Annotated in this window: 24 protein-coding genes and 1 pseudogene; 19 read left to right on the top strand and 6 right to left on the bottom strand. The window is 50.8% G+C overall.

Going from position 1 to position 26,233, the window contains the following annotated elements; genetic code table 11:
* Nucleotides 1-97 precede the first annotated feature (97 nt).
* From pstB to NSU14_RS12965, 5 genes and pseudogenes are all read left to right on the top strand, one after another.
* The gene (gene pstB / locus NSU14_RS12945; protein WP_039298903.1) at nt 98-874 is read left to right on the top strand and encodes a phosphate ABC transporter ATP-binding protein PstB; all 777 of its coding nucleotides are present in this window, start codon (nt 98-100) and stop codon (nt 872-874) included.
* Nucleotides 875-1,025: 151 nt separating this feature from the next.
* A pseudogene (gene tnpA / locus NSU14_RS12950) lies at nt 1,026-1,507 on the top strand (IS200/IS605 family transposase).
* Nucleotides 1,508-2,422: 915 nt separating this feature from the next.
* Entirely contained in the window at nt 2,423-3,151 is a 729-nt protein-coding gene (locus tag NSU14_RS12955; protein ID WP_076243055.1) for an MBL fold metallo-hydrolase, read from the top strand.
* Nucleotides 3,144-3,728, top strand: coding sequence for a TetR/AcrR family transcriptional regulator (locus tag NSU14_RS12960; protein WP_340945209.1), 585 nt, complete (start codon nt 3,144-3,146; stop codon nt 3,726-3,728). Before NSU14_RS12955 ends, NSU14_RS12960 begins: the two co-directional genes overlap by 8 nt.
* A 24-nt stretch (nt 3,729-3,752) precedes the next feature.
* Nucleotides 3,753-4,445, top strand: a complete 693-nt coding sequence (locus tag NSU14_RS12965) for an AlkZ-related protein (RefSeq protein ID WP_340945212.1) — start codon at nt 3,753-3,755, stop codon at nt 4,443-4,445.
* A gap of 177 nt (nt 4,446-4,622) precedes the next feature.
* Here NSU14_RS12965 and NSU14_RS12970 read toward each other — a convergent pair whose 3' ends face one another.
* The 3 genes from NSU14_RS12970 to NSU14_RS12980 all read right to left on the bottom strand — a co-directional run bounded on the left by NSU14_RS12970 (nt 4,623) and on the right by NSU14_RS12980 (nt 7,771).
* A complete protein-coding gene (locus tag NSU14_RS12970; RefSeq protein ID WP_156118649.1) occupies nt 4,623-4,796 on the bottom strand; it encodes a hypothetical protein in 174 nt (57 codons plus the stop codon).
* A gap of 453 nt (nt 4,797-5,249) precedes the next feature.
* Nucleotides 5,250-6,479 (bottom strand): aminopeptidase, encoded by a 1,230-nt coding sequence (locus tag NSU14_RS12975; RefSeq protein ID WP_340945214.1) that lies wholly within the window; start codon nt 6,477-6,479, stop codon nt 5,250-5,252.
* Between the two features lie 53 nt (nt 6,480-6,532).
* Nucleotides 6,533-7,771, bottom strand: coding sequence for an aminopeptidase (locus NSU14_RS12980; RefSeq protein WP_340945217.1), 1,239 nt, complete (start codon nt 7,769-7,771; stop codon nt 6,533-6,535).
* A gap of 166 nt (nt 7,772-7,937) precedes the next feature.
* Here NSU14_RS12980 and NSU14_RS12985 point away from each other — a divergent pair, with 166 nt between their 5' ends.
* Nucleotides 7,938-8,219 carry a hypothetical protein gene (locus tag NSU14_RS12985; RefSeq protein WP_039298880.1) on the top strand — a complete coding sequence of 94 codons (282 nt, stop codon included), beginning with the start codon at nt 7,938-7,940 and terminating at the stop codon, nt 8,217-8,219.
* Between the two features lie 132 nt (nt 8,220-8,351).
* On the opposite strand, the gene NSU14_RS12990 is transcribed toward NSU14_RS12985, so the two are convergent.
* Nucleotides 8,352-9,698 (bottom strand): TrkH family potassium uptake protein, encoded by a 1,347-nt coding sequence (locus NSU14_RS12990; RefSeq protein ID WP_042137702.1) that lies wholly within the window; start codon nt 9,696-9,698, stop codon nt 8,352-8,354.
* 150 nt (nt 9,699-9,848) lie between these two features.
* Here NSU14_RS12990 and NSU14_RS12995 point away from each other — a divergent pair, with 150 nt between their 5' ends.
* From NSU14_RS12995 to NSU14_RS13005, 3 genes are read left to right on the top strand one after another with little or no spacing between them, the layout of a single operon-like run.
* On the top strand, nt 9,849-10,208 hold the full coding sequence (locus NSU14_RS12995) for a VOC family protein (protein WP_042137700.1): 360 nt from the start codon (nt 9,849-9,851) through the stop codon (nt 10,206-10,208).
* Between the two features lie 58 nt (nt 10,209-10,266).
* On the top strand, nt 10,267-10,701 hold the full coding sequence (locus NSU14_RS13000; RefSeq protein WP_340945221.1) for a GNAT family N-acetyltransferase: 435 nt from the start codon (nt 10,267-10,269) through the stop codon (nt 10,699-10,701).
* A 16-nt stretch (nt 10,702-10,717) separates the two neighbouring features.
* Complete coding sequence (locus NSU14_RS13005) at nt 10,718-11,236, top strand: GNAT family N-acetyltransferase (RefSeq protein WP_083442545.1); 519 nt, start codon at nt 10,718-10,720, stop codon at nt 11,234-11,236.
* Between the two features lie 110 nt (nt 11,237-11,346).
* Here the strand turns inward: NSU14_RS13005 and NSU14_RS13010 are convergent, their stop codons facing one another.
* Nucleotides 11,347-12,669, bottom strand: a complete 1,323-nt coding sequence (locus NSU14_RS13010) for a hemolysin family protein (RefSeq protein ID WP_042137696.1) — start codon at nt 12,667-12,669, stop codon at nt 11,347-11,349.
* Nucleotides 12,670-12,784: 115 nt separating this feature from the next.
* On the opposite strand from NSU14_RS13010, the gene NSU14_RS13015 reads away from it, so the two are divergent.
* The 5 genes from NSU14_RS13015 to NSU14_RS13035 all read left to right on the top strand — a co-directional run bounded on the left by NSU14_RS13015 (nt 12,785) and on the right by NSU14_RS13035 (nt 20,461).
* Nucleotides 12,785-13,552: a DUF1836 domain-containing protein gene (locus NSU14_RS13015; protein ID WP_042137694.1), complete on the top strand. Its 768-nt coding sequence runs from the start codon at nt 12,785-12,787 to the stop codon at nt 13,550-13,552.
* 82 nt (nt 13,553-13,634) lie between these two features.
* Nucleotides 13,635-14,846 carry an MFS transporter gene (locus tag NSU14_RS13020; RefSeq protein WP_039299274.1) on the top strand — a complete coding sequence of 404 codons (1,212 nt, stop codon included), beginning with the start codon at nt 13,635-13,637 and terminating at the stop codon, nt 14,844-14,846.
* A 499-nt stretch (nt 14,847-15,345) separates the two neighbouring features.
* Nucleotides 15,346-16,935: a TerB N-terminal domain-containing protein gene (locus tag NSU14_RS13025; protein WP_340945229.1), complete on the top strand. Its 1,590-nt coding sequence runs from the start codon at nt 15,346-15,348 to the stop codon at nt 16,933-16,935.
* Between the two features lie 8 nt (nt 16,936-16,943).
* Nucleotides 16,944-18,263, top strand: a complete 1,320-nt coding sequence (locus NSU14_RS13030) for an ATP-binding protein (protein WP_042141234.1) — start codon at nt 16,944-16,946, stop codon at nt 18,261-18,263.
* Nucleotides 18,260-20,461: a DEAD/DEAH box helicase gene (locus tag NSU14_RS13035; RefSeq protein ID WP_336101451.1), complete on the top strand. Its 2,202-nt coding sequence runs from the start codon at nt 18,260-18,262 to the stop codon at nt 20,459-20,461. Before NSU14_RS13030 ends, NSU14_RS13035 begins: the two co-directional genes overlap by 4 nt.
* A 225-nt stretch (nt 20,462-20,686) precedes the next feature.
* Here the strand turns inward: NSU14_RS13035 and NSU14_RS13040 are convergent, their stop codons facing one another.
* Nucleotides 20,687-21,997, bottom strand: coding sequence for an amidohydrolase family protein (locus NSU14_RS13040; RefSeq protein WP_340948936.1), 1,311 nt, complete (start codon nt 21,995-21,997; stop codon nt 20,687-20,689).
* 165 nt (nt 21,998-22,162) lie between these two features.
* On the opposite strand from NSU14_RS13040, the gene NSU14_RS13045 reads away from it, so the two are divergent.
* The 5 genes from NSU14_RS13045 (at nt 22,163) to NSU14_RS13065 (ending at nt 26,227) form a co-directional block, all read left to right on the top strand.
* Entirely contained in the window at nt 22,163-22,594 is a 432-nt protein-coding gene (locus NSU14_RS13045; RefSeq protein ID WP_042137690.1) for a MarR family winged helix-turn-helix transcriptional regulator, read from the top strand.
* A 244-nt stretch (nt 22,595-22,838) separates the two neighbouring features.
* Nucleotides 22,839-23,216 (top strand): hypothetical protein, encoded by a 378-nt coding sequence (locus tag NSU14_RS13050; RefSeq protein WP_076243061.1) that lies wholly within the window; start codon nt 22,839-22,841, stop codon nt 23,214-23,216.
* A gap of 26 nt (nt 23,217-23,242) precedes the next feature.
* Nucleotides 23,243-23,683 carry a GNAT family N-acetyltransferase gene (locus NSU14_RS13055; protein WP_042137688.1) on the top strand — a complete coding sequence of 147 codons (441 nt, stop codon included), beginning with the start codon at nt 23,243-23,245 and terminating at the stop codon, nt 23,681-23,683.
* Between the two features lie 117 nt (nt 23,684-23,800).
* On the top strand, nt 23,801-25,174 hold the full coding sequence (locus NSU14_RS13060) for an extracellular solute-binding protein (protein WP_042137686.1): 1,374 nt from the start codon (nt 23,801-23,803) through the stop codon (nt 25,172-25,174).
* 162 nt (nt 25,175-25,336) lie between these two features.
* Complete coding sequence (locus NSU14_RS13065; protein WP_039301056.1) at nt 25,337-26,227, top strand: carbohydrate ABC transporter permease; 891 nt, start codon at nt 25,337-25,339, stop codon at nt 26,225-26,227.
* The last annotated feature ends 6 nt before the right edge of the window (nt 26,228-26,233 follow it).

Here is a 26,233-nt window from a genome sequence, read left to right on the forward strand (position 1 = left end):
GCGGATGCTGACAAAACTAAGTGTATGCTTTCGAAGCAAGTTTTGCGAAGGTGATGCAAGAAGCGGATGCTGACAAAACTTTTAGGAGGAGTAAGAGATGGGCATAGCGGAACCGGTGGTACGCGAATCATTTCAAACTGAGGATCTGAGTATTTTTTATGGCACTTATGAGGCGGTTAAAGGAATTAGTCTTCCCTTCGCCCAGAATACGGTAACAGCATTGATCGGCCCTTCCGGCTGCGGGAAATCAACCTTTCTCCGTTCTCTTAACCGGATGAATGATGATATCTCCGGCTCGACTACCAAAGGCAGCATCTGGATTGACGGTATAGATATCAATGCTTCAGGAACAGATGTCATTAAGCTGCGGCAAAAAATCGGCATGGTCTGGCAGAAGCCGAACCCTTTTTACAAATCCATCTATGACAATATCGCTTTTGGTCCTAAGTATCATGGAATTAAAGGCAAAAAAGCACTGGATGAAATCGTGGAGAGCAGCCTGCGCCGCGCCGCCCTGTGGGATGAGGTCAAAGACCGCTTGAAGGACTCTGCACTGGCATTGTCCGGCGGACAGCAGCAGCGTCTGTGTATTGCCCGGGCATTGTCGGTTAACCCTCAGATCCTGCTGCTCGATGAGCCGGCTTCAGCACTTGATCCTGTATCGACAGGCAAGGTGGAGGAGCTGATTAAGGAACTGAAGGAAGAGCTGCGGATCGTAATCGTTACCCATAACATGCAGCAGGCAGCGCGGATCTCGGATTATACAGCCTACTTCTATCTGGGCTCGCTTGTGGAATATGACAAGACCGAGAAGGTCTTCAGCAATCCGGAGAATCAGATGACCCAGGAATATATTATGGGCCGTTTCGGCTGACGGACAGGCATCGGAAGCATCATCCTTGGGGTGGTGCTTTTTTATGGCTTTAGCCAGTTGAGCGCGTGAAACGCGGGAAACAAAAAACCACCCGCTATGCGGGTGGAGGGAGCGAAGGTTTGACCACTAAGACCATTCCGATAGAATTGAGATGTTTAGGCTCGAACGAAAGGAATGGTCAAAGACGGCAAACAAGAGCTATAGTCTAGCTCACACGAAGTGGATGTGCAAATACCCTATAGACGCAAAGAAATCTATACTCAAGTGAGGAAAGATCTAATCGAAATTTTCTGACGTCTATGTAAGTATAAGGGAGTCGAAATCCTAGAAGGCCACATGATGCCGGATCATGTACACATGCTGGTAGCGATCCCACCGAAAATTGCGGCTCAACGTTTATGGGATATCTAAAGGGAAAAAGTTCGCTCATGATATTTGAGAAGCATGCCCAACTCAAGTATAAATACGGAAATCGGAAATTCTGGGCAGAAGGATACTATGTAAGCACAGTAGGTCTGAATGAGGCAACAGTAGCCAAATATATTCGTGAACAAGAAGCACATGACCAGGCGATAGATGAGTGTAAAAGAGTACGAAGATCCATTTAGCGATAAAAGAAACAAAAAGAAATAAACCCGTTTAATGGGTAAGTGAAAATGACAAATTACACTGAGCCTGAACAAATGTGTGGTCAGGCTAGCGTCTTTAGGCGCAGTTTGGCAACAAGGGGTTATACCCCAAGAGCAAACCACCCGTTGGACGGGTGGTCCTGACTGTATAGGAAATTACGATATGCGTCTGTTGTGAATAAGTTTCTCTGGAATTTGAAGCAGGTCCGTCTGAAGGATGAATGTGTTTTTGTATCCGGAATTCCACAGAATCCCCAGAAGTCGGAGGCTTGGAAAATCAAAGGGATAAATCCCTCTGATTCTGCCGAAAGCGGACGGTATGAGGAAATTAAAGGGATAAATCCCTCTGATTCCGCCGAAAGTGGGTGGTATGAGGAAATTAAAGGGATAAATCCCCCTGAATCCGCCAGAAGTGGGCGGCAGGCGGGAATGAGGGGCAAAAGTACCCCTGAATCCGCCAAAAGTGGGTGGTAGGCAGGAATGAAGAGCATTAGTGCCCCTGAATCCGCCAGAAGTGGGCGGCAGGCAGGAATGAGGGGCAAAAGTGCCCCTGAATCCGCCAAAAGTGGGTGGCAGGCAGGAATGAAGAGCATTAGTGCACTCGATTTCACCAGATTCTGCCCCGGAAGTAGTCAGAATAGAGCAATATGAGATGAGCTTAAAATCTACATCAGCTGCACAGGCTGCATAGCTCGGGCTAATTCACCCGTTATGGTGATTTTGTTCATGAAGAGGCGCAGAATCCAGGTTGAACGGATCGCTATCAGCACTGCAGTGGCTAATGATCAAGCGATCCAATAATACTGACAAAATGCTGGATTAGGGGGCAGGATAGACGCGGAATTACAGGTGCCACTTGTAAAACTAATCATATTAGTTTATTATTTAACTAATTACATTAGTTTTGAGGAGGGTCCTTATGAGAGTAACTCAAGAAGGGTATCTGCACCAGCTTACCTGGCTGCCGCGCTTATTTCCCGTTAACTGTTATCTGGTCGAAGAAGAAGAGGAGCTTACTCTAATAGATGCAGGCATGCCATATAGTTTACAAGGTATTCTACAACAGTCCGCCAGGCTTCAAAAGCCGCTTACCCGGATCGTGCTAACCCATGGCCATATGGATCATGTCGGGGCGCTGGATACGCTCAAGAAGCTTGTTCCAGAGGCCAAAGTCTATATCTCGGAGCGGGATGCGGCGCTGCTGGCAGGTGACCGCTCGCTAAGGGCAGGTGAGCTTCAGACCCCGATTAAGGGCAGTGTACCGTCCAAGATAGCAACGAAGCCCGATGTGCTGCTGTACGAAGGGGATACCATCGGTTCATTGACGGCCATAAGTACGCCCGGGCATACTCCGGGATCTATGTCTTTCCGGGATCAGCGCAGTGGCGCACTGATTGTAGGAGATGCGTTCCAGACCTTCCGGGCAACCGCTGTGTCCGGCAAGAAGGTGCCGTTGTTTCCTTTTCCGGCTATGGCGACATGGAGTCTGGAGCAGGCACTGGCCAGTGCCTATAAGCTGATTGATCTAGTGCCTTCAGTGCTGGCTGTAGGACATGGAAATCTGGTGAGGCACCCGGTGGAATCCATGAAACATGCGGCAGCAGAGGCGGGCAGGGTATTGGTGAATGGAGGGAAGGTGCATGGCTAGAGCCGGTTTGGACACATATACTCTGGTGCTGGCAGCAGCAGAGCTGGCTGATGAACAGGGTGTTCAGGAGGTGACGCTGGCTGCACTGGCGGCCAAGCTGGGCGTTCGCCCGCCGTCGTTGTATAATCACATTAACGGACTCGCGGGTCTGCGGACACTGCTGGCGATTCACGGGCTGGAGCAGCTCTATGACGCCATGTCAGCGGCAGCGGAAGGCGCACGGGGCGAACAGGCCGTTCATGCGCTGAGTCAGGCTTACATCGGATTTGCCAGACAACATCCGGGGCTGTACGAAACAACATTGAGAGCACCTGAGCAGGGAGATACCGCACTGGAGGCTGCGGGCGGGAAGGTCCTGTCACTGATTATTCAAGTCCTGTCCTGCTTTGGGCTGGATGAGGAAGGGAACCTGCACGCCGTCCGGGGATTGCGCAGCATACTGCACGGGTTCTCTGCCCTTGAGAATCAAGGCGGCTTCGGAATGCCGCTGGACTTGAATGTCAGTCTTACGCGGCTGATCCGCGCTTATATTGCCGGAATCCGCTGCATGGGTGAGGGAGCAGATGAGCTTGAATGAATTTACATCGAGGAGGCGGAATGAGTGGGTAGTGTAGAAAGCCTAGAGAGTATTACAACATTTGAGGAGATGGCTGAGGTTGTGGCCAAGCTGGGGATCGTACCGCTGGCCCCGTTGATCCCTGGGCATCCTTCTGTAAACGGGCTGACCCTGGCGGAGAACTGGCATACCGGTTCCGAGCTGGACCCCTGGGGCTGGCGGGTGAGATTTCCGGGAGAAGGATTGGCCGGTTATGGAAAGTTTATCAAGAAAAAAGCCGTTCTGGTATCCCGTGAGTGGCTTCCCGCTTATCTGGCGGCAGCAGGAAGTCCGCGTTCCCTGGAGGAGCGGTATGACAGCGGTCTTGCAACCAGAGAAGCGCTAACGTTATTGCAGATTATCCGGGAGCATGAAGGCATAGAGACACGCCAGCTCCGTTCTATGGCTGATATGAAGGCCAAAGAGAAGAAAACGGCTTTTGACAACGCCGTAACCGAGCTTCAGGGCACTCTGGATATTGTAATCTCCGGAGTTAAGCAACGGCTGAATGCGGACGGTGAGCCGAACGGGTGGAACAGTACCTCTTTTGAAACCTCGGGCCACTGGATGAACGAAGCGGGAATTGAATTTTTTGAAGGAACGAGAGAAGAGGCGGTGGCGTGGCTGCGTTCGAGAATGGACGGGAGCTGGACGCCGGAAGCGATAGCCTGGATCAGCAAAGCGTTAGGCTGGAAATAAGCATATTATGGTAGTCCTCGAGATTAGCGGGGGCTACTTTTTTTGTATAGCCGTAGTTGCCAAATTAGAGAGGCTGTTTCTAGAACCCCTATCTGCAAAATAAAACGGCTAATCCATTTCCCTTAGGAACAGACCGGCCGTAAGCGCTTACGGGGAAGCGTATATATTGAAGCAGCCTTATAGCATAGGGGCGAGGTATGCAATCAAAAAGTACAAGAACCCGAACAGCAGCATGATGTAGGCTGTGTACTTGATTGCATCGGAGGCTACGATACTTAAGTCTTTGGGGGCCTGGACTTCCAGACGTTCCGGTTCAGTCGAATCCACTTCTTGGTTAAAAGATTCTTTCATCAGGATTCCCTCCTAAGTGTTTGGTAAGCATAAACTTCCAGCATCACTTCGCAATTCTGGCATCAGAAGCTTCGAGGTAACTTTGGATGCGGAACTTGTAAATACCATCCTTAATTGTATTGTGACATATTTGTGAATTAAATTCAACAATATTGTGAATATTCTTTGAACTAATCTTCAAATTTGGGCTATTGGAGGAATGAACAAGCAGGAAACTAACGATTCTATTTCCAAGCTGTACGATGGGAGCACACCCTGCCAAGGTTACTTAGCGGAATCTGAGTCGGAAAATTCTCGATACACTAACTCCATAGCTCTCTTATACAAAATGACCCCGCCATTCTCCCATAAGGGGAACGGCGGGGCCACAATTCATTAACAAACGTCAAACCACAATCTTCAAGCTACAATCCTCTAGATACTATCCTCAAGCTACAATCTACAAACAAAAGCTTAAGCCCAATCTCCGTTACGGAAGATAGGGTCAACAGAGCCGTCATCGGCAATTCCGTCGATGCTCATCTCCGGGGAGCCCATCATAAAGTCTACATGTGTCAGACTCTGGTTCATGCCTCTTTCAGTGAGCTGTTCCTTCGTCATATTAATGCCGTCCTGCAGCGTGAAAGCATAAGCAGCACCCAGCGCTAGGTGACAGGAAGCATTCTCGTCATACAGCGTGGTGTAGTAGAGAATGCCGCTCTCCGAGATCGGAGAGTGGAAAGGCACTAGAGCCACTTCGCCGAAGTAGGCCGCCCCTTCATCCATAGCCAGCAGGGAAGCCAAGGCCTCCTGGCCGACCTCTGCGGTAAAGTCTGTGACCTTGCCGTTCTCCAGGGTCAAGGTGAAACGGTCGATTATGTTGCCGCCGTAGCTAAGCGGCTTGGTGCTGCTGACCTTGCCGTTAGCACCGGACTTCAGCGGGGCTGTGAACACTTCCTCGGTCGGAATGTTGGCCAGGAAGGACATACCGCGGCTGTTCACCGCACCGGCCTGACACCAGATATGGCCTTCAGGCAGCTCGATCGTCAGATCGGTTCCCGGTGCTGTGTAGTGAAGCTTGCGGTACTTCTTGGCGTTCAGCAGATCGCAGCGCTGCTTGAGGCCGCCCAGATGGCTGCTCCAGGCTGCAACGGGGTTCTCCTGGTCTGCGCGCACAGCTTTGAAGATTGCATCCCATAGCAGTTCAATCTGCTGCTCAGGCGCTGCGTCCGGGAATACCTTGGCGGCCCATGAAGGAGAAGGGAAGGCGATGCCGCTCCAGCTGACATGGTTAGCCATCATCATCTCCCGGTAAGGAGCCATGGCCTGGCCGGCGGTCTTCTGGTTATCAGAGATCCGGCTTGGTTCTACCCCGCTTAGCAAGTCCGGATTAGCCGAGATAATGGTCAGGAACGCAGCGCCATTACGCGCGAGATCCTCCAGCTCATCCGCCTGCCACTTGGGCGGCTCGAGGAAGCTCTCGGATGGAGCAAGATCATAACGTGTCCGTGTAACGAATTCATCGGTATAATTAACCTTTACCAGCTTCGCTCCTGCTTCATAGGCTTGGCGTACAATGAGCCGTACCAGCTCTGCGGAGACGATATCCGCATTGACTACAAGCGTTTGACCGGGCTGAATGTTGACTCCGATCTTTACAGCGAGCAGGGCGTAATTTTCGAGCTTTTGCTTGAAATCCAGCATGATTTCAGCTCCTTTCACTATATTCTATTTTGTAATATGGAGTAGAAAAGGCATTAGAATGCCCAGTTGCCCTTCAGGAATACAGGCTCACGCGTACCGTCAGCAGTAATACCATAAATATCCATCTCTGCTGAACCGATCATGAAATCGACATGGGTTACGCTGGTGTTGAGACCATGGGCGATCAGCTCATCCTGGTTCATTTCTTTGCCGCCTTCGAGGCAGAAGGCATATGCAGTACCGATCGCCAGATGGTTGGACGCATTCTCGTCAAACAAGGTGTTGAAGTAAAGGATGTTGGAGTCGGAGATCGGCGAGTTGTGCGGCACGAGTGCGACTTCACCCAGATACTTGGCGCCTTCATCCAGACTGATCAGATATTCCAGGGCTTCCTGGCCTTGCTCGGCGCTCACGCTGATAATCCGGCCCTGTTCAAAGGTAATCGAGAAGCCGTCAATAATATTTCCGCCGTAGCTGAGCGGCTTCGTGCTTCTGACAGTGCCGTTAACGCCGGTTTTCTTCGGAGCCGTGAACACTTCTTCAGTTGGCATGTTGGCGACAAAAGAATGACCTTTAGCATTGATGCTGTCGCCCTGCGCCCATAGATGGCCTTCAGGCAGCTCAATACTAAGGTCGGTTCCAGGTGCTATGTAATGCAGGCTTTTGTATTTCTTTGCATTGAGAACATCCGCTTTCTGCTCCAGCGTATCCAGATGCTCCTGCCAGGCGGCTACAGGGTCTTCGCGGTCCAGGCGTACAGTGTGGAAGATCGCTTCCCAGAGTTTGTCTACGCGCTCTTCGGCAGGAACGTCAGGAAACACCTTGTCAGCCCAAGGCTGGGACGGGATGGCTACAATGCTCCAGCTGACTTTATCGGACATCTGCATTTCGCGGTATTTCGTAAGTGCAGCCCCCCGGGTCTTCTGGAAGTTGGCAATCCGCTCAGGATCAATGCCTTTGAGCGCGTCCGGATTCTCGGCAATAACGTTCAGAAATGCAGCACCGTTCTCGGCGAATTCGGTCACTTCACCCGCGAACCAGGTTGGAGCCTTGGTGAACACTTCAGGTGCAGCATGCTCGAACTGCTGGCGCGTAATGAACTCGTCACTCCAGTTAACCTTGACCTGGCTTGCGCCGATGGCATATGCTTTGGCGGTAATCAGGTGGACGAACTCGGCTGCGGAAATCGGAGCATTCACGACCAGGATTTGCCCCGGCTGAACATTTACACCGATCTGCACAGCCAGATCAGCATATTTACTTAGCTTGGATTGAAGCTCTGTTTGAGTCATTGCGATTTCCTCCATTACCATAATTTTAGCTCGGAATAAGCATTGTACTAAATTATTAACCGCCGGATGAAAAAAGTCAATTACAGCGCAAAAGGAAAGGAATTGCTTACATATCAATGTTATACTGAATATTGTGGGCATGATCAGATGAAAGGAAGGAAAGAGTATGAACCTAGAAATCACCAAAGCAGAAATGAAACGCGTAGAGGATAGAAGTTTTGTCGGGAGAACGGTGTTTACACTGGAGAATCACAGCTCCCCTTATGAGATCACTTTCTTCAGTTCACGGGGAACCGAATGGGATTACAGCCTGAGCTTCGCCGGTGAACCGGGAAGTGAAGAGCAGTTCCTTGAGGTGGATGCCCTGCTGGAGAATGATGACGATGTATACAATCAGCTGCTGGACGCGGCACTCGACACTCAGGAGATTCCGGAAGAGGAAGCCTAGACCCTTTCCGGATAGCCTTGTCATACAATAGACTTTCTATGTACAAGCTGTTATTAAAAAATGCGACTCCGTTCCGGCAGAATAATCTTGCCGCACAGGGTCGCATTTCACATTTCAAAGGTAACGCAGAGTTTAGCCGATGGTAATATTGCCTTCAGGGTACCGGTAGAGTTCCTTACTATTCTTCGGTTTGAGTGCATAAGCAAGTGTAAGTGGTCCTGTCCGGCCGACAAACATCAGAATGATCACCAGCACCTTACCGATTGTTGTCAGCTCTGTAGTCAGTCCCATTGTTATACCGGAAGTACCGAAAGCGGAGACTGCCTCGAACAGCACGGTCAGAAAATCCGCACTTTCCGTCACGGACAGCAGCATGGTCGAGATGACCACCAGCATCAGTGACAGCAGAGTCATTGTAATCGCCCTGTAGACATTCTCCTTCGAGATCCGGTGGCGGAACATCACGATATCCTCTTTGCCCCGAAGCTTGGCATAGGCTGTGCTGGCCAGAATCGCAAAGGTGGTAATCTTAATTCCGCCGCCGGTGGAGCCGGGAGCTGCTCCGATAAACATCAGCAGAATCATCAGGAATTGCGTGGATTCACGGAGCAGCGGGATCTCGATCGTTGTCACCCCACCAGAGCGTGGCGTAATCGCCTGCAGGAAGGAAGCCATTATCTTGCCTCCGGCATGCAGCGGCTTCAGCGTGGAATTCAGCTCCAGCCAGAAGAAAATAGCCGCGCCAATCACAATGAGAGCAGCAGAAGTGGTAAGGACTACCTTGGAATGAAGAGTCAGCCGCTTACGTTTCGGAAAGTCGATTACATCAGATAATACAATAAAGCCGATACCGCCGAGGAAGATCAGCAGCATGGAGGTAATATTCACAATCGGATCTTCGACATAGCGGGTTAAACCGCTGAAGGGCCCGTGAACATCCCCGAACAGATCAAATCCGGCATTGTTGAAGATGGATATACTATGGAATACTCCGTAATACGCTGCTTTGCCAAAAGGCATGTCCATCATAAATCTTGCGGCAAGAAGAATGGCCCCGGTCAGCTGAATCACCAGCGAGTAGATCAGCACCCGGCGGATCAGCTTCACAATTCCCTGCATGGAATTCTGATTCATGGATTCCTGCAGCAGCAGGCGCTCCTTCAGTGAGATCCGCTTGTTCAGCACCAGCGTGATCAGCGTCGCCATCGTAACGAACCCGAGACCGCCGAACTGGAATAGCACGAGCAGTACAATCTGTCCAAAAGCCGTCAGCTGCGTTCCTGTGTCGATGACAGCAAGTCCGGTTACACAGGTCGCTGAGGTTGCCATGAACAGTGCATCAATGAAAGAGATTCTTCCGCCAGTAGAAGCAGCAGGGAGACACAGAAGCAGGGTGCCGGCCGCGATTAGTATTGCAAAGCCCAGTGATAGTATTTTGGGCGGCGTCAGCCTGAGATACCCAAAGGATAGGTTAGCCAAGTCTCATTCTCCTGACATCTGGATAGGATCTGACAAGATTATAGCATAACTTATATTCCCGTCACCAAAGAGGCAGGAAATTGACATATTTTATCGAAATGATTAAAGGCTCCACCTACTACTGTACTTTTAGAGGAGGCTCTACTTGCTGTGACAAGTCCCATACGGAATCAGGTTGGCGCTGTCTTCATCCCGGTTAGTGATATCGAAAGGTCCAAAAACTGGTATTGCAGCTTGCTTGGACTGCCGCTAGACGGTGAAATTTTGTTCGGGCATCTGTATGACGTGCCGATGCAGGGTCCGGGAATCGTGCTCGACAGCAGAATTTTTACAGCTGAGGCTGTGCTGAAGGTGCCTTCCTTCCATCTGCTTACCGACGACATTGATGCTGCCTATGATTATGTCAAAGCTACCGGAGCTGAAATTCTCACAGATATTGAACATGATCACTGGTTTAATTTCAAAGATCCGGACGGGAATGTGCTGATGATTTGCCGTTCAACCAACTAATTAATTGCATTAACTATATTGATTAATGTTGTTAATTATAATACAGGGAGTATTGCGAATGATAAGAGAAGCCACACCGGAGGATGCCTACGGCTTAGAGAAGCTGTACCGGATTCTGCTGCCGGAGCACACGGATATCCAAGTATCGCCGCAAAGAATCAGCCAAATTGCCAATAATCCGGACAGCCTGCTGATCGTATACGAAGAATACGGGGAGGTAGCGGGTACGTTACATCTGCACTTGTGCATGGATGCGCTTAGCGGTGACCGCCCGTTCGGAGTCATAGAGCGTGTTGTAACTGACCCGCAGCTGCGCGGCAAGGGAATTGGAGCCTCACTGATGCAATTCGCAGAAGAGGCAGCAGCGGCCAGAGGCGCCCTTAAGGTAATGCTGTCCAGCAAGAGCTGCCGCACGGATGCCCACCGCTTCTACGAGCGCCTGGGGTACGACGGAGAGGGAAGCAAGCTTTTCAAAAAATACATACCGGTCTAAATGCAGGAGGAATGTAATGGATATCATACTGAGGGAACTGATTCCTGAAGACGCCGCCGCACTCTTAAGTCTGCAGCACCGGCTGGATCAGGAAACTTCGTATATGCTGCTTGCACCCGGAGAGAGGCAGACCGGAATTCCGCAGGTGGAAGAAATGATCGCAAGCTTCGGGAATGCTCAAACCTCTATCCTGATCGGAGCCGAAGCTGACGGTGAGCTGGCGGGATACCTGTCAGTCAGGGGAGGAAGCGTCAGCCGCAATAAACACAGTGCCTATATAGTCATCGGCATCCTGAAGCAATATCAGGGCATGGGAATCGGCAGCGCATTGTTCCATGAGATGGACTTGTGGGCGAACCGGAGCGGCATTGTGCGTCTGGAGCTTACGGTAATGAAGCATAATGAGCGGGCTGTTGCGCTGTATACGAGGTATGGTTTTGAGATTGAAGGCGTGAAGAAAAAGTCGCTGCTGGTGGATGGGGAATGGGTAGACGAATATTATATGAGTAAAATATTTAACCCCGCCTCTATATAGTTAATGGTATTAATTATAGGCGTGATTACGTTAGTACTCACCAAAGTATGCAAGAAAGGCGCTTCCCCTGGGAAGCGCCTTTCTGTATTACTGCAGCGTATCTATCCGCTTTAGTCGCTGTGTACTGCGGCATCTTCGGTGACCGGAAGATCAATCTTGATCTCAACCTTACGGATACGGTGGCGGTTCATCTCACGCACAGTCAGAGTGACATGCTCATACACATGGCTTTTGCCGACAACCGGCTCTTCCAGGTGACTGTACAGCCATCCGCCGATCGTAGTCACTTCGTCGTCGTGGAAATCAAGACCTGTAAGATCTTTGATCTCCAGCAGAGACACATTGCCGTCAAACAGATAATGGGTCTCGCTCAGCTTCTCTACATTTCTGCGTTCGTCCCCGTCGAATTCGTCTCGGATCTCACCGACAATCTCTTCCAAGATGTCTTCGATCGTAATGAGGCCGGAGGTTCCGCCGTATTCATCCAGCAGCAGGGCGATATGCACGCGCTCCTTCTGCATACGGGTCAGCAGCGTCTTCACCGGCGTTACTTCCGATACGGTAAGAATCGGCAGAATCAGGCTTTTGAAATCAAAATCAGGGTTGTTGTCATATTGCAGGTACAGCTGCTTGGTATTAATCATACCGATGATATTGTCTTTGCTTCCGTCTGCTACAGGGAAACGCGTATACTGCTCCTTGCGGATAATAGAGATATTCTCCAGCAGCGAGTGGTCGGTGAACAGACATACCATATCTGTCCGGGGAACCATGATTTCTTTGGCCAGCATTTCATCAAAGGTGAAGATCCGGTTCACATAACCGTATTCCGCTTTGTTGATTTTGCCGCTCTCATAGCTCTCGGACAAGATCAGGCGGATCTCGTCTTCACTGTGGGCATCGCCATGTTCACTGGCCGGCTTCATTCCGAACATACGGACGAGCAGGTTGGCGGAACCGTTCATGATCCAAATCAAAGGGTACAATACTCTGTAGAACCAAATAATCAGCGGTGCGGTAATCTGACCGATTTTCTCCGGAATGTTTATAGCGGCCGTCTTCGGTGCAAGTTCACCGACAACGACATGCAGGAATGTGGCGATAATGAAGGCCAGTGCAAAAGCAATAGGCTCACTAACGCTGTGGCTCAGGTTCGTCAGGTCGAACAATGGTATCAGCAGCTGCTCAAATGCAGGCTCTGCCAACGCCCCGATCCCGAGTGCAGTAATGGTGATTCCAAGCTGACAAGCAGACAGATATCCATCGAGGTTAGCAGATACCCGCTGTACCGCTAGCGCATTCTTCTTCCCGTCGAGTACCATCTGGCTGACCTGGCTTCCTCTTAATCTCACTACTGCAAACTCCGTTGCTACAAAAAATGCGGTTAAAATAATCAAAATTGCCACGAGCGTCAAACTAAGTCCTATACCCATATAATCTTTACCATCCCTTTCGTCCCTAAAATAGGTTATACTCATATTATGAGTTCATATGAACCTATTGTACGAACTTTTCAATGAAATATCAAATGGTGGAGGGTTGCCATCTATGGAAGCATTTACACTTAGCCGGATAGAGATGTCCGGACTATTACTGTCTCTAAGCGAAAACTCGGAGCGGAAGCCGCTCCATATTCTGCAGGAAGCCTGGACCAAGTTCCACCGTGAAGAGGTGCGGGAGGGGACGTCACTGCCGGCTTTTCTCTCTACGGATATTCCCCCGATCCTGCAGAAATTGATCAAAGGCAGCGGCATCAAAGGGTTATCCCTTGGTGAAATCGCCTCGCTCGGCAGTCTGATTGAGTATTCCACATTATCTGTTACGGCTATGCAGAACTGGGTAAAGCGTGACTTCAAGGAATATCTCGGGGCGCCGCGTGAAGGGAAGAAGTATTCCATTAATCAGGCTGCGCTTCTATTTATAATTGATGATCTCAAGGCTGCACTCGATTTCGAGAGCATCCGCCAGCTCTTCCGTATGCTGTTCCTGGCGCCTGAGCGTGATGATGACGACCTGGTCGAGCCGGCACAGCTGTATCACGGGTATGCAGAGCTGTTCGAGGAGATCAAGACCCGCTCCCCGATGCCGGTGCAGGGGCAGGCTCAGCCTGGTAACCCCAAAGAGTATTTGCTGAAATCCGACAGTGCGCTCAAATCGGCGATGGACGGAATGATGAAGCGGCTCAGCCATCTGACCAGATCACAACGGGATGCCGTGCAGAATATGCTCCTGATCGCGGCCATATCGGTTCAGACCTGTTATTTTCAGGCGATGGCCCGGCAATATTTCAATGCGGTGTTATTCCTTGATTTTTGAACCGTCCGATTCTAGAATGTGTAAGTGAAACTAGTCTTACTCCGAGACTTAGCGGGAATCAGGGAAGAGGGTGCTTGTTATGATGAATCAAATGTCGCTGCTGCAGAATCCGAAGCAAAGAAAACTGCTCTTCAGTGCAGGACTCAGCTGGATGTTCGATGCGATGGATGTGGGGATGATATCTTTTGTGGTGGCTGCGCTGGCCAAGGAATGGTCGCTGGGACCGGAGAAGATCGGATATTTAACCAGTATTAACTCGGTGGGTATGGCGGTGGGAGCGGCTGCAGCCGGGATTCTCGCGGACCGGTTCGGCCGCAAATCCGTACTGCTGTGGACGCTGCTGATCTTCTCCATAGCAAGCGGCCTGTCGGCATTCGCCGCAGGGTATGTAATGCTGTGCGTGCTGCGCTTCATTGCCGGCTTCGGGCTGGGCGGTGAATTGCCGGTTGCCTCGACACTGGTGTCCGAGAGCATGCCGGTCAAAGAAAGAGGACGGGCCGTCGTACTGCTGGAGAGCTTCTGGGCGCTTGGCTGGATTCTGTCCGCGCTGATCGCTTATTTCGTTATTCCGGATTACGGCTGGCGGATTGCCTTCGCGATTGGTGCAGTACCGGCGCTCTATGCGCTCTACCTGCGTAAGGCAATTGATGACTCGCCGAAATTCGCCGAGATCAAGAAGGCTCCGGTATCCCTGCGGAACCGGATTACGGCAGTCTGGTCTGCGGAATACCGCCGTTCGACGATTATGCTGTGGATTCTGTGGTTTACGGTTGTTTTCTCCTACTACGGTATGTTCTTGTGGCTGCCGACAGTTATGGTGCTTAAGGGCTTCAGTCTGGTCAAAAGCTTCGAGTATGTGCTGATCATGACGCTCGCCCAGCTTCCGGGATATTTCACCGCCGCTTATTTCATCGAGAAATTCGGCCGGAAGTTCGTGCTCGTGATCTATCTGCTGCTGACAGCTGTCAGCGCCGCCTGGTTCGGAAATTCCACGACCGAAGGCATGTTGATGGCCGCCGGGATCTGCCTGTCCTTCTTCAACCTGGGGGCATGGGGCGGGATGTATGCTTATACACCGGAGCTGTATCCGACTACCATCCGTTCAACAGGTGCAGGACTGGCAACCTCGTTCGGCCGGATCGGGGGTATTATTGCACCTACACTGGTCGGCGTGATGGTGGGGAATTCGGTCGCGATCAGCACAATCTTCATGCTGTTCTTCGTAACGATTATTATTGGTGCGCTGGCCGTGCTGTTCCTGGGGAAGGAAACGAAGGGCACAGAGCTGCTCTAAGAATAATTGGAAAAACCATCAGGAGTTATACTCCAACAAGGCCAGCCGGAGCTTCCGGCTGGCCTTTGTTGTGGCTTTAGCCAGTTGAGTGCGTGAAATGCGCAATACAAAAAACCACCCGCATAGCGGCTGGAGGGAAGCCTCCGCTATTGCAGCCCATAGGGTGAATATAGTATATTCTTAAGGAAGACACAAACGAACGTTCTCATTGTCCGGCAATGTGCGGTGACAGACACTCTAATCTAGGATCTTGAGGGGCCAGTCTCTCAAGGTCTTTTTTGAAATATACGCCAGCATGGATATGTTTACGCCTGCCGAACTTGCTTGATTTGTTCCAAGTAGCGGTTTTTCAGTCCGGCTTACCTTTTGACGGAACGGCTTGAGCAAGAATAGCTCCATTTGATGCCCCTAGTACAGGACTGGAGACCGCTGCATCACCTCATAAGGCATATGGTATAATGGTAAAAATTATTATGGCACACTAATGGAGCGGGTAAGTATGGCTAAAGACAGGCAGGGCCTGCATTTCACGGAGCTGGTCTGGGAGAGCACGGAGCAGAATATGGCAATTCCGCCGCGGAGTTCTGCAGAAGCGGTTATACCGAAGCCTCCGGAAGGTCCGGGCAAGAAGAAAACGTCCCAATATGATACAGTACAGCTCCAGCTATGGGATATGGAAGAGACACAGGAGCCGGTAACCACTACGGAGAGCCAGTTTGTCCAGCGGGCCCGGGAACTTGCGGATCATAAGGAGCCTGCGGCTTTATTTGTTCCCTTTAAGAGCTATTGGCCGACTTACGGCCATATGACAGGTGCGCAGAGCCGGTGGTATTTCTTCTGGCGGGATGAAGTCCGGCAAGGGAGACACCCTAAGACCGACCTCTCCTATATTTTTCTGCATATATATGAGCTGATTAACGGTGTGGGCTGGGATGAGCCGCAGGATGGATGCCGTCAGCTCGGCTTGCTCTGGGAAGCCTACCGTGACATGTATAAACGTCTGGATCAATACCTTGGCGGATGGATTGCGGATTTCTCATTCGTGCATAAGCTTGATATCCCGCTCTCGGAGATTGTGATCCGTACACGCGGGCTTGCCGGGGACTTGGCTGAGCTTGAGCTTGTCCGCTGCCTGTCTGCTGCCCCGGAGCAGCTTAGCATCGAGGTGCTGAGTGTGATGTCGGATTATGATATCAGCAAATCGAAATTTTATACAGGTGAAGGAAAAGCTGCTGCGGAAAAGTACATCCCCCAAGTAGTGGCACTAATTGATACGTATGTCGCGCGGAAGCACGGCTCGAATCTGATCACGATGTTCCCGCCCGGTCCGCCGGTTGTCCGTGAGCGGTATTTGTTCCGCAGCGCAGTATATGATATCTCACTCTATGGCTACTCTGTTCTTATACCTGTCGTACGAATCAGCAAATCGCCGCCGCTGCGCAGTCTGATTACACGCTTATTCCGGCTGACCGAGAACAAGCTGCGGGCACTTATGGGTTATCGCGGACGGCTCAAGGATGTCAAAGTTGATGCCGACATGGAGGACTTGGTGACCAAGTTCCTGCAGCGTGAATTCCGCAAGGCGGAGCAGGAGGAGAAGGGTCCGGCAGTTGTGATTGATCAGCGGAAGCTGGAACAGCTGAAGAATGACTCCGAGGTGGTGCGTTCGCTGCTCACGGTGGAGGAAGCGCTGGAGAAGGATGATGAAACGGATTGGGAACAGGAGACAGCGGGTGAAGAAGAGCCAGCGGTTAGAGAAAGTGACGAAGAGAAGCTGGACATTATTGTTGAAGAACCTGCTGTGCGAGGACAAGCAGATTCTCCGCTGCCAATTATTGATGGCGAAGCGGACAGCTGGACGTCCTTCGCTTCTGAACTGAGTCTGCTGCAGCGGGATGTGCTGCTTGCGCTGGCAGAGGAAGACGGCCTGGTGAAGGTGAACCGGCTGGCAGCGGGCGGCGGGACCATGGCAGAGCTGCTGTTTGATGAGATTAATGAACTTGCTATGGATAGTCTGGGGGATCTCGTCATCGACGGTGAAGAGCTGACCGAAGAATGTATATCCATGCTGCACTTTATAAAGAGGTGAAATCAGGAATGAACCCACTCAAAATACCGAAGCGGATGACCACGGCGCTTGTCAACTCTTTGACGGCGGGAGTTGTGCCGCGTATCGGTCTTGAATATATTGCCGTCGGCCGCCGGCCGGAGGTTGAAGCCATTCTCCGCGATATGGATAATATCGCCGAGGGCGGAGCCGCCTTCAAGCTGATTACGGGCAAATTCGGCAGCGGCAAAAGCTTTCTGCTGCAGATTATCCGCAATTACGCGATGGACCGGGACTTCGTGGTCGCGGATGCGGACTTGTCGCCGGAGCGGCGGCTTGTCGGTACGAAGGGGCAGGGGCTTGCCACCTACCGCGAGCTGATGAGCCATCTGTCAACCCGGACGCGCCCCGATGGCGGGGCACTGGAGATTATGCTGCAGAAGTGGATTATGTCTCTGCAGCAGGCCGTCATGCAAGAGAAGGGCTATGGGCCGGATGCGCTGGAGCTTGGTGAAGAAGTGGAGCAGCGGATCTATGCGGTTGCCTCCGAGATGCGCGGGCTTGTGCATGGCTTCGACTTCGCGAAGGTGCTGGCCTCTTACTGGAACGGGCATAAGCTGGCTGATGACGCACTGAAGCAGGATTCGCTGCGCTGGCTGCGCGGCGAGTTCGCGACCCGCACGGAAGCGCGCAAGGCGCTGGGTGTGGGCGTTATTATCGATGACGACAACTGGTATGATTATATGAAGCTATGGGCGGAATTCACCGGGGCCATCGGCTATAAGGGGTTGCTGCTGTTCATCGATGAGGGAGTCAACCTCTACAAGATAACCAACAGCATCTCCCGCCAGAGCAATTATGAGAAACTGCTGACCATGTTCAACGATACGATGCAGGGCAAGGCAGAACGGCTGGGGATCTTCGTCGGCGGCACACCGCAGTTCGTTGAAGACCATCGGCGCGGCTTATTCAGCTATGAGGCACTCCGTTCCAGGCTGGTAGCCGGGCGGTATGCCGGTGCCGGACTGAATAACTTCACCGGACCGATCATTGCGCTGGACATGCTCTCCCATGAGGAGATTCTGATTCTGCTACAGAAGCTGCGGGACATTCACGCGCTACACTACGGGTATGAAGCCAGACTGACGCAGGAGCAGCTGGTGCATTTCATGGAAGAGGCTGTGAACCGGCTGGGTGCAGATGAGCTGCTTACCGCGCGTGAGGTCGTGCGCGACTTCATGGATCTGCTGCATACGCTGAACCAGCATCCGGAAATGTCGTTCGAGAAGCTGGTCGGGGAGCGGACTCCGCGGCCTGCCGAGACCGGGCAGAATGAACTGGACGGATTCCTGGCGGAGTTTGACCTATGAGTGATAACCCTTTCTACCGGCTGGCTCCGTTCATTAAAGAATTCATCTACAAGAACCGCTGGGATACGCTGCGTGAGGCCCAGGTAGATGCTTGCCGGGTGCTGTTTGACACACCGCATCATCTGCTTATCGCTTCCGGAACCGCTTCGGGCAAGACAGAGGCGGCTTTTTTCCCCGCGCTTACGGAGCTGTATGAGCGTCCGTCCGCATCTGTAGGTATTCTGTATATCGCTCCGCTGAAGGCGCTGATCAACGATCAGTTCACCCGGTTAAATGATTTGCTCCGCGAAGGGAATATTCCGGTCTGGCACTGGCATGGCGATGTGCCGCAGGCGGATAAGACGAAGCTGATGCAGAACCCTTCCGGGGTGCTGCAGATTACACCGGAATCGCTGGAAGGTCTGCTGATGAACCGCCCGAATGCCATCCCGGCGCTATTCCATGATCTGCGCTTCATCGTAATCGATGAAGTGCATGCCTTCATGGGGGCGGACCGCGGCATTCAGGTGCTGAGCCAGCTGGCCCGGATCTCGCGGATGGCCGGCTGTCATCCGCGGCGGGTGGGTCTGTCCGCAACGCTGAGCGACTACGCCTCCGTCACGGAGTGGCTGGCGGCGGGCACGCGGGAGAGCGTGGAGGTCAGTGCACCGCAGGGCGGGCGCAAGCTGCGCCTGAGCGTGGAGCACTTTTCTTTCCCGGATGCGCGGAATGAGGAAGAAGCCGAACATCTGGAGCGGGCGCGACAGGCTTATTACGGCTTCATCTACGACCATACGCATGTGAAGAAGGCTTTGATCTTCACGAACAGCCGCACGGACGCCGAGGAGGCGATTCTGGAGATGCGGCGCATTGCCGCTAAGCGCGGTGAGCGGGATGTCTTCCATGTGCATCATGGAAGCATCTCCGCGATGCTGCGCGAGGAGACAGAGGCCGCGCTCCGCCAGGGTGCGGGGCCGGCTGTGGCTGCAGCGACGCTGACGCTGGAGCTGGGGATTGACCTGGGCGAGCTGGAGCGGGTGCTGCAGCTCGGCGCGCCTTACAGCTGCGCGAGCTTCGTGCAGCGGCTGGGCCGCTCGGGCAGGCGCGGGGACGCCGCCTCCGAGATGATCTTCGTCACGCCCGAGGAGGAGGACGAGGAGGCGCAGCTGCCTGCGCGGATGCCGTGGACGCTGCTGCGGGCCATTGCCGTAATCGAGCTGTACGTGCGCGAGAAATGGGTAGAGCCGCTGGTCGTGCGCCAGCTGCCGGTCGGGCTGCTCTATCATCAGACGATGAGCATCCTCAAGAGCATGGGAGAGGCGGAGCCGGAGGATCTGAAGGAGGCGGTGCTGAGCCTGCCGTCCTTCCGCAGTATTGATCCCGCTGATTATGACGCCTTCATGGAATACATGCAGGGCATGGGCCATATTGAGAAGATGGATGAGGGCAGTCTGCTGATCGGCATGGCGGGGGAGAAGATCGTCAACAACTTCCGTTTCTATGCGGTATTCAAAGACGATGAAGAGCATGTTGTCTATAATGGCACCGAGGAAATCGGTTCAATTACTACAGTGCCGCCTCCGGGCTACTGCTTCACCCTGGCCGGCAAGCTGTGGAAGGTGGAAGAGGTGGACAACCGCCACAAGGCGGTCTATGTCAAAGGATCACGCGGCAAGGTAGACACCTTATGGCTTGGAGCCGGAGGGGATGTCCACACCCGGATCATGACGAAGATCCGCGAAGTGCTGGGATCGGCAGCCTTATATCCGTATCTTGCGCCAAGCGCGGCCACCAGACTGGAGCGGGCCCGCAGGCTTGCCAAAGAGAGCGGACTCTTGACGCGTTCTGTCCTGCCTGCCGGAGGAGACTCCATGTTCATCCTTCCATGGGCGGGCAGCCGGCAGTTCCGTACGCTGGAGCGCCTGCTGAAGAACAATCTGAAGGGACCGCTCGGTCTGCGGTCCGTCGTACCGATGGAACCTTATTATATGGTTGTCGCCGGCAAGGCAGATGCAGAGACGCTGGAGGAAGAGATCATTGCTGAAACCGCTGCAGCTACGGATGCTATTTCACTGCTCGGACCGGATGAAGCCCCTTACCTCGGCAAATACGATGAATTCATCCCGCATGATCTGCTGCGCAAAGCTTTTTCGCTCGACGGGCTGGATGTTCCGGGATTGCTCAGCGTGATTAAACAGTGGAAGCAGCCGCCAGCATAATTGATATAGTAATATATAACAAGAAGCAGCCGATTCTAACGTGATCGGCTGCTTCTTTTGAATAATTAGTGGCGAAAAGTAATGCTTGCTTTCAACGGGATGCTCCAATGAAATTCATGGACCCAGCGATCAGAATGTTTTATATGTTTGTAGGGCGGCCGTGTAATTATTTCGTTTACACTAAGTAATCGCTCTGACGACATAGTACGGGGATATCGGCTCTGATTAATATCGTTGTTGCACACCTTTGAACCACACGGATTTGATCGACAAGGTATCCGAGATGTTGGTTGTCGGATCACCGGTTACTAAAATAAGGTCAGCGCGTGCGCCTTCGGCAATACGACCGCGATCGTTAAGACCAAAGCAACGGGCCGGTTTTGCGGTAGCTGACTGAAGCGCTTCTATCGGAGTGAACCCGGCCTTCACCAGCAATTGCATTTCATGATGGACGCTGGCTCCATGAGCAAGGCCGCCAAGATTCGGAACAGGAACCGGCGCGACATCCGTCCCTACCAGAATATCAACTCCGGCACGGTGAAGGTCCATCACATTTTTAAAGCTGTTCTCCATATTGCCTTGCGGAAACGTATTGAAGCTTGAGTTCAAGATATCGATCCAATCCGAACTTAACTTGGAATGAACACGCGGATCATTCGCCAATTCCGATGCCGGATTTCCAAGGATAGATGAATTCAACACCAAGCACGGTGTAACAAAAGCGCCTGAAGCCGCTATGGACATTACTAACCCGGACGTATTCTCGGGTCTGTCGATAAACAAGTGGCCCAAACCGTCGACTCCAAAATCGATGGCCTCTTGCGATGAAAGAGCCGTCAATACGTGGGCGATGACCAGCTTATCGAACTTGTGGGCTTCTGTCACGGCTGTTTTTAGAATCTCCTCGCTTAGTACAGGCAGGCCAGGCGCACCCATGACCGTTCCTTCTTCAATCATGATCTTAATATAGTCGGCGCCATTCTCCACTTGGGTATGCACATGTTTAATCGCTTCTTCCACCGTTGTCACTTGCGGTATTTCTTCGTGATCGTGAGCGTATGCAGCCAACATCGATTCCCGGTCTTCCTCCGATAATTTCTCTAGTTCCTTTAATATGAATTCCGGTATTTCATCTCCATCTGGCAATAATTCATCTGGGTGTCCGCCCGGAGCGGTGATCGCTGTGCCAGCAGAACGGACGTCTGCGACGTCATTCACATTTTTTAACTGAATCTCGCGCCCTCTTTTTGTAAAATCGCCGTTCATTTCGAGTTCTGTTGTCACGCCGAATTTTAGTGCATCTCGTAATCCGCCGATCGAAGTGTGGACATGTGCATCAATGAAACCAGGCATTAGAGTCGCATTTTCTCCATCGATAATCGTTGCACCAGCCGGAAGGTCTCCGCCCACTGAAATTATGGACTCCCCCTTAACGACAATATGTCTTGGCGCAATCATTTGATTTCCATCAAAAATACGTATATTTGTAATTGCCGTAACTTGTTCTAACGCAGCATTTTGTGTGACCCTATCCATCTCCATATGAATTCCTCCCAAGTGTTTGTAATTTGAACAATTCGAAGTATAACTATTAGTTAACTAACTGTCAATAATCTAATTATTCTTTTGACAAGCCTATAGGATCACTGTATAGTTTATTTGCTTACAGTTAGATTCCTAACAATCACAGGGGGGAAGATCATGGAATCCCGAAAGGATACGCCTTATCTGGATTTGTTTCAGATTATCGGTCTTAAGTTAAAGAAAAGAGCGGACGAAAGTATAAAAGAGCAGGGGTTAAACGCTCAACAAGGAAAAGTAATCGATTATATTTACCAGAACCAAAATAATCATATTATTCAAAAGGACCTTGCCGATAGGTTTCATCTACGTGGGGCCAGCATTACAAGCATGCTTCAAGGTCTAGAGCAAAAAGGGTTCATCGAGCGCAAAATCCCGGCCAATAATGAACGGCAAAAAAATATATATGTATTGCCAAAAGCGATTGAACTGATTGCAGACTTTCAAGACTCATTCCAAAGGGTGGAGGAAGAAATCGTTCAAGTCCTTACCGAGGAGGAGAAGCAAATCTTGAAGGAAATATTGATCAAAATTAATGAAAGATTATCATAAAGGAAAAAACCTGCTCGACGGCTGCTTTCAAAGAAATACCGAAATAAGGGATTAGTTATTACAGGATAAAATCATTGAACTCCATAACGGGGTAACTATAGCTTAACAATCATTTAACCGAGGTTGCCGGTATGAGACGGCAGCCCCGGTTAGCTATGGGCAGACGTTGAAGTGAGTGGATATTTGTCAAGATGAATGGCTTCGTTACCATAGCTTTGTTCAAAATTGGGACGAGGGTGTTTGTATGGCGAAAATAGATAATGGAGCAGGTGATCATCTAATTATTTTGTTTTCCGCTGATGGCTCCATAATAAAAGGCTTCGATCATGAATCTGAATTAAGCCCGTATGGCGTAAAAACAGCTAACTGGCACAAGGGAAAAGTTGAGATTCCAAAAGGTGTAAGCGATGGTTCTGATTTTTTAGTGGGCTGTATATTCCATACACCAGAGGATTTTGTAGAATTTGCAATAGGTTATTTTGAGTTATCACCATCCTTAGATGTTGTTGCAAAAATTTACGATGATTTCCCCATTACGGAAGAGATGATCAATATCCTAAATTCCAACTGTGATGTACAGGAAGTTCTTCAAGAATTAGAGTTGTTAAACTTTAGGGGTTAGATATAGAAATGGAGGGGTGACCGAAGATGGATTCTGTTGCAAATGTACGGCTGGCATCCTTAACCGATGCTGAAGATCTTTCCAGACTAAATCAGGAATTTAACGGTGGTGCACCAAGACCCGCAGCTAAGATAATTGAACATTTGAATATAAATCATAATGAACTGATTGCCGTAGCAGAGATAAATGGTAGAATCGTTGGTTTTGGCTGTGCTCAATGCTTTTCTTCATTTTGTTATGATGAACCCTATGGAGAAATTACTGAACTCTACGTAGAAGAAGCCGCTCGAAGAAAAGGAATTGCAATTGCCATTATTTCTTGCCTGGAAGAAAATTTTAGAGAACGCGGAGTGAAAAGTATAAAGGTACTGACAGGTAGAAGCAACACTGCTGCAACCAGAACCTATGAACAGTGCAGCTATGTTAAAGACGATGAACAGATGTTAGAGAAAAGGTTGGACGATTAGGCTGCTTAAGTGCAGTATACCTAGAAAAAACAAACCTTTATTCTGTAGTTCCCACCTTGTTGGAAGCGCTTCACAGGATGATAATAAGCATATCACGAACACAGGGGGCATCAATTAATGGTCAACAGAAAAATGAAGCAATCCGCTACCATCGCTTTCACCGCAGTTATGGCGTTAAGCCTTGCAGCATGCGGTAACTCGAACAACAACGCAAATGACGGCGCCAAAAACAACGCCGCACCGAACACAACAGATAGCGGAAACGCCGCAGCAACAACTGCTCCAAGCGACAAGAAAGTAACAATTACCTTCCAGAATATCTATCCTGACCCTGCAACACCGGCCTACAAAATGATCAACGAGCTGACCGAGCAATACCAGAAGGATCATCCGAATGTGAAGATTGAACTGGATACGCTGAACACAGACCAGCAGAAAGTGAAGCTCAAAACACAGGCTGCTTCCAAAGAAGTTCCGGACATCACCATCGTTAACCCGGCTGCACAAATGAAGCCTTTCGTAGATGCAGGATTGTTCGCTCCACTGAATGATATGCTCGATCAGAATGGCCTGAAAGACACTTATCAGGAAGGCCTGCTCGATTACTACAGCTTCGACAACAATGTGTATGCGCTTCCTGACGGCAACAACATCGAAGTCGTGTACTACAACAAAGATCTGTTCGCACAAGCAGGAATTGCTGCTCCTCCGACAACCTTTGAAGAATTGCTCCAGGATGTCAAAATCCTGAAAGATAAGGGAATTACCCCACTAGCTATCGGTGAAAAAGATTCCTGGACCGGCTCGTTCCTGTTCATGAACATCCTGCTCCGCACCAACGGCGGCCCTGGATTCCTGCAGGATGTGCTTGACGGCAAGAAAACCTTCGAAGATCCTGCATTCGTAGAAGCTGTAGAAGCATTCCAGCAACTGGTTCAAGCCGGTGCATTCCCGGATGGAGCTACTTCCATTGATGCCAATGCCGGCGGTAACATCTTCAAAACAGGTAAAGCGGCAATGTGGTCGATCGGATCTTGGGAAACAGGCGCAATTGACGCATCGCCTGTAGCCGGTAAAGTTGGAGCCTTCCAATTCCCTACAGTGAACGGCAAGGGCGATCCTAACGAATTCATGCTTGCACCAGGCAGCGCATTTGCCGTATCTGCAAACAGCGAACACCTGCAAGAAACCAAAGACTTCCTGAACTACTTCGCTTCCGAATATCCTAAGAAACAGTTTGAACTGAAAAATGCTGTAGGTATCGGTCAAAAGGTAGACGGCGACCTCAAAGCTGCCGGTTACTCTGATCTGGCTGTTAACATTGCCGGCCTGTTCAACCAAGTTAAAGGCGGCGACCTGGCGTTCGATAACACGATGAACCCTGCAACAGCTCAAGTTCACCTCAGCAGCATTCAGAACCTGTTCGTTCAGAAAATGGATTCCGCTGCGGTAGCGAAAGAGCACCAGGCTGCATTTGAAGCCAACAAATAAGCAATAAGCAATACGCTACAGGCAACCGTAAAGCTGTCCTTCTCGATGCGAAGCAAGCTGATCCAGGCTTCTTCGCATCGAGTTTATCATGAAGATTTTCAATGTGAATATCGTGAATATCGTAAATAGACAAAGAATCTGCTTGTTTAGGAGGCGGGAAAGATGAAAGTACTTAAGGTGCCAGCACGCACAATAGCCGTCTTCATACTGCCATGTCTGCTCTTGTACGTGTGCCTTGTGTTTGTTCCCATACTGGTATCATTATATACGGGCTTATTGAAGTGGGACGGTCTTACTACTGCGGAGTTTATCGGTTTAGGCAATTTCAAAGATATGTTCTTCAATGATCCTGTGTTCTGGCCTTCCGTACGAAGAACCCTGCTGTATGCAGTGGCTTCCATGCTGGAAATTCCACTTTGCTTAGGAATGGCTATCCTGCTTAACCGTTATCTGAAAAAAGCTAATACACTGGTGTCGATCTACTTCACACCGGTGATCCTGTCGGTTGTTATCATTGGACAACTCTGGAAGACCATCTACAACCCTACTTCCATGGGGGGCATGCTGAATGGCGTGCTAGTGTCACTGGGTCTTGACAGCTGGACTCACAATTGGCTCACCGAGCCGAACATCGCCATGTATTCCCTTTATCTGGTATCACTCTGGCAGTTCTTCGGCTACCATCTGCTGATCCAGTATACCGGAGTGCAGAATATTCCTGATGAGCTATATGAAGCGGCCAAAATTGACGGAGCAGACGGCTTCAAAGCGGACCGTTATATTACCCTCCCGCTGATTGTTCCGATCTTCAAAATATCGATTATCCTGGCGTTTATCGGCTCCCTGCAGGCCTTCGATCTGGTCATGGTCATGACAGGCGGCGGTCCGGCGCATGCGACAGATGTCATCTCAACCCATATGTATAACAGTTCCTTCATGTCCTTCAAGTATGGATACGGCAGTGCGATCGCAACGTTCCTGGTTGTTGTCTGTCTCATCTTTACCGGAGTGATCAATACCATCTTCAATAAACTTGAGAAAAAATACAACTAGGAAAGG

It is taken from the genome of Paenibacillus sp. FSL R10-2771, from assembly GCF_038000205.1.
GTDB classification, from domain to species: domain Bacteria; phylum Bacillota; class Bacilli; order Paenibacillales; family Paenibacillaceae; genus Paenibacillus_AQ; species Paenibacillus_AQ phytohabitans.